At 44.8% G+C, this 3,989-nt stretch carries 4 protein-coding genes and 1 pseudogene; all 5 read left to right on the top strand.

The window, feature by feature from the left end:
• Window positions 1-290, top strand: a 290-nt coding sequence (gene cas1, locus JWG39_RS15830; RefSeq protein WP_205220413.1) for a CRISPR-associated endonuclease Cas1, incomplete at its 5' end; no start/stop codon positions are given.
• Between the two features lie 160 nt (window positions 291-450).
• Window positions 451-747 (top strand): CRISPR-associated endonuclease Cas1, encoded by a 297-nt coding sequence (locus tag JWG39_RS15825; RefSeq protein ID WP_338032238.1) that lies wholly within the window; start codon window positions 451-453, stop codon window positions 745-747.
• Complete coding sequence (gene cas2 / locus JWG39_RS15820) at window positions 744-1,022, top strand: CRISPR-associated endonuclease Cas2 (RefSeq protein WP_205220411.1); 279 nt, start codon at window positions 744-746, stop codon at window positions 1,020-1,022. The genes JWG39_RS15825 and cas2 (JWG39_RS15820) overlap by 4 nt, the downstream gene beginning before the upstream one ends.
• Window positions 1,023-1,121: 99 nt before the next feature.
• Window positions 1,122-1,394 carry a CRISPR-associated endonuclease Cas2 gene (gene cas2 / locus JWG39_RS15815; RefSeq protein ID WP_205220410.1) on the top strand — a complete coding sequence of 91 codons (273 nt, stop codon included), beginning with the start codon at window positions 1,122-1,124 and terminating at the stop codon, window positions 1,392-1,394.
• 2,355 nt (window positions 1,395-3,749) lie between these two features.
• Window positions 3,750-3,989 (top strand): annotated as a pseudogene (locus tag JWG39_RS15810) (hypothetical protein); the annotation flags it as partial.

Here is a 3,989-nt window from a genome sequence, read left to right as displayed (position 1 = left end):
AAAAAATGAAATCTGCACAAACACTGGATGAGCTTCGAGGCTATGAAGGATTCGCGGCAAGGAGCTATTTTCAGGGGATAGCGTCTGTCCTTGATGGCGACTGGCGGTTTTCCGGCAGAAAAAAGCACCCGCCATCGGATCCGGTAAACGCATTGCTCTCCTACGGATATACACTGCTGTACTACAACATCTATTCATTGGCCAGAGCCAGGGGTTTGAACCCTCATGTGGGTTTTCTCCATTCTATCCGCCCTGGTCATCCGGCATTGATTTCTGGGTACCTTGAATAATCTTGTATTTCGTTCATATTCGAGGCACAGGAAGAAATTTACCGCAGGTATATGATTGATATCTCGACGTCTCGTTCCTCGCTTTGTCGGAGGATAAATTTTTTACTGTAACGAAGAAGATGGGCGAAAGACTGATTATTCAAGGTAGCCTTCTGATTTAATAGAGGAGTTTAGGGCCTTGATCGTAGATACGGTGGTCTGGAAACTGGTTATTTCTCGCAGGATCAAACCGGCTGATTTTTCTGTCGGGAAGAAATATGGCAGAGGGTGTTTGCTGGGGGATAACGCGAAAAACCTCTTTATCAGAGAACTGGAAAAAAAGCTGAACTCAACCCGTCAGCACCCGGTAACCAGCACGAAAATGGACTATCGCCGCTGCATGGAATATCAGGTATTGCAAATCGCTCGTGTCATTCAAGGCAGGCAGGAAAGATATCAGCCCCTGCTGTTGAAATGAGTATGTTGCGGGTTGTTACCTATGATATCTCCGACGACAAGATCCGGGGCAAGGTCGCTGGCATCCTGGAGAATTATGGTTTCCGGGTGCAGCATTCGGTTTTCGAGTGCCATCTTGACGGCGAGGAATTTGATCAGTTGAGAGTAGAGATCACAGGTCTGATTGAGGGGCAGGATTCCATACGCTGGTATTCTTTATGCAGCTGGTGCGCTGACAAGATCACCAGGCAAGGAAAGGGGGAATTGACCGGTGACGGTGATTATTTTATCGTATAGTTATGGGAACATCGAATAATCACTCCTTTACTTTGTCAGAGTTAGATTTTTTCCTGTGCTCGAATATGAACGAAATTCAAACTGTTTCAAGGGACCCTCATGTATCTCATTTGTTTTGACATAAGCGATGACAAACGATTACGCAAGGTGGCCCGGGAAATGGAGAACTTCGGCCTTCGGGTACAGCGGTCTATCTTTGAATGTCATCTCGATGACGACGAACTTATGGAATTGCAGAAACGGATGGCCAGGATAATTGAGGCTGATAAGGATTCGATACGGTATTATTCACTCTGTAATAAAGATATCAATACAATCTGCATTGACGGGCCGGGAAAGGTGAGTCTTGATCCCCGGTATACTCTCATCTGAAGGGAATATTGAATAATCGACTATCTTCTTGGTTACAGTCAAAAATTTATCCTCGGGATACAAGGTTATGCCTGTGGTAAGTTTCTTCCTGCACCTTGAATATGAATGAAAGACAAGCTGTTTCAAGGTTCCCTGAAGACCTTTCTTTTTCATTGCCGGTTTTATGGAAAATCGAAAATATGTAATAATTTCAAGGGGTCCGGTAATCGTTTAAAAAAAAGATGAAAAATTTCCGGAAACGAGAAAAACATAATGATATCAGCGGGATAGAGATGAAAAGCAAAGAATATGCCGCCGGGCGTTGAAATCATTGAGAAAAATGGCAAAAAGGAGGGGTAAGTTCGGTGTGGCTTCGTGGTTGTTGGCCTGGTCGCCGGAAACACTATTGTAACCTGTTGTTTTCAATGGGGAAAAAAGAGGTACAGTCGTGAAGGGTCCCGGTTTGTAAACGGGGTTAAGACCCTTGTGGTCATTTTCATTCAAGAAAGGAACGTATCGGCGAGTGGCCTGCTTTCGAAAAAGACAAAAAGGGAGACAGGAGACAGGAGACAGGAGACAGGAGAAAGGAGAAAGGAAAAAGTAGGGCAACAAAACTCGATAACATCCGTTGTAGGATGAGACTGTTTCGCGTCTTTTGCCTTTCTCCTGCTTTCCTTCGCGTTCTTCGCGGTAAAAAAAATGTCTTACCGCTTGTTGTTTTACATCAAAGAATATGTCGCCGGGCGTTGAAATTACCTTCAAGCCTGGTCACAAGGTGAAGTCAAATCAGGGCTGTGCAGGGAGGGCTGATGGGGAAACGTTGGGGGATTTTGAACGAAACCTCTTTTCCAAACTGGCTCTGATTAAAGATGAGGTTGAGAAAGGAACGTATCGGCGAGTGGCCTGCCTACGAAAAAGAGTGGGATGGCCATTCCCTTGAGGAAAAACGCAGGCGGATAAGAGATTTTTTAAAAGAGGTCCCAACAGTTGAAATCGAAAATATGTAATAATTTCAAGGGGTCCGGTAATCGTCTAAAAAAAAGATGAAAAATTGCCGAAAATAAGGAAAAGCTAATGATATCAGCCTGATAGAGATGAAAATCAAAGAATATGCCGCCGGGCGTTGAAATCATTGAGAAAAATGACAAAAAGGAGGGATGATTTCGGTGTGGGTTCGTGGTTGTTGGTCTGGTCGCCGGAAACACTGTTGTAACCTGTTGTTTTCAATGGGGAAAAAAGAGGTACTGTTGTGAAGGGTCCCGGTTTGTAAACGGGGTTAAGACCCTTGTGGTCATTTTCATTCAAGAAAGGAACGTATCGGCGAGTGGCCTGCTTTCGAAAAAGACAGAAAGGGAGACAGGAGAAAGGAGGCAGGAAAAAGCAGGGCAACAAAACTCGATAACATTCGTTATGGGCTGAGACTGTTTCGCGTCTTTTGCCTTTCTCCTGCCTTCCCTCGCGTTCTTCGCGGTAAAAAAATGTCTTACCGCTTTTTTGTTTTACATCAAAGAATATGCCACCGGGCGTTGAAATTACCTTCAAGCCTGGTCACAAGGTGAAGTCAAATCAGGGTTGTGCAGGGAGTGATGGGGAAACGTTGGGGTATTTTGAACGAAACCTCTTTTCCAAACTGGCTCTGATTAAAGATGAGGTTGAGAAAGGAACGTATCGGCGAGTGGCCTGCTTACGAAAAAGAGTGGGATGGCTATTCCCTTGAGGAAAAACGCAGGCGGATAAGAGATTTTTTAAAAGAGGTCCCAACAGTTGAAATCGAAAATATGTAATAATTTCAAGGGGTCCGGTAATCGTTGTAAAAAAAAGATGATAAACTGCCGGAAATAAGGAAAAGCTAATGATATCAGCCTGATAGAGATGAAAATCGAAGAATATGCCGCCGGGCGTTGAAATCATTGAGAAAAATGGCAAAAAGGAGGGGTAAGTTCGGTGTGGCTTCGTGGCTGTTGGTCTGTCCGCCGGAAACACTATTGTAACCTGTTGTTTTCAATGGGGAAAAAAGAGGTACAGTCGTGGAGGGTCCCGGTTTGTAAACGGGGTTAAGACCTTAAGACGTTTTTAGCTTGTCCTCCATATTTAAATTGGTCGTGGAGGGTCCCGGTTTGTAAACGGGGTTAAGACTATTGTTTTTTTTTAAAAAGTTTAACATCTTTTTCTGTCGTGGAGGGTCCCGGTTTGTAAACGGGGTTAAGACGACAAACGGCCATAGGCGGCAAACCGGAAACCGGCAGTCGTGGAATATCCCGGTTTAAACGGGGTTAAGACATTTTTATGTATGATGTTGGGAATGGTGATTGTTGTCGTGGAAGGCCCCGCTTTGTAAACGGGCTTAAGCCTTTTTCATAACAACCAGGGGGAAATATGAATGCCAGCGTGAGTTTGACCCAGGTCCTCTCCGACGCCAACCTCCTTCAGGCCTGGTACAAGGTGAAGTCAAATCAGGGCTGTGCAGGGACTGATGGGGTAACGTTGGAGGATTTTGAACGAAACCTCTTTTCCAAACTGGCCCTGATTAAAGATGAGGTTGTTTATGAAACATACCGTCCCTGTCCGCTGCTGCGTGTTTATATCCCTAAAAAAAACGGTGGATTGCGGCCTCTT

Origin of the sequence: Desulforhopalus vacuolatus (assembly GCF_016918505.1) — a bacterium.
Lineage (GTDB): Bacteria > Desulfobacterota > Desulfobulbia > Desulfobulbales > Desulfocapsaceae > Desulforhopalus > Desulforhopalus vacuolatus.
This window is presented reverse-complemented; position numbering and strand designations above follow the sequence as displayed.

Excerpts from the sequence above, each read along its gene's own strand:
- cas2 (WP_205220411.1), top strand. The coding sequence starts at position 744 with ATGAGTATGTTGCGGGTTGTTACCTATGATATCTCCGACGACAAGATC.
- cas2 (WP_205220410.1), top strand. The coding sequence starts at position 1,122 with ATGTATCTCATTTGTTTTGACATAAGCGATGACAAACGATTACGCAAG.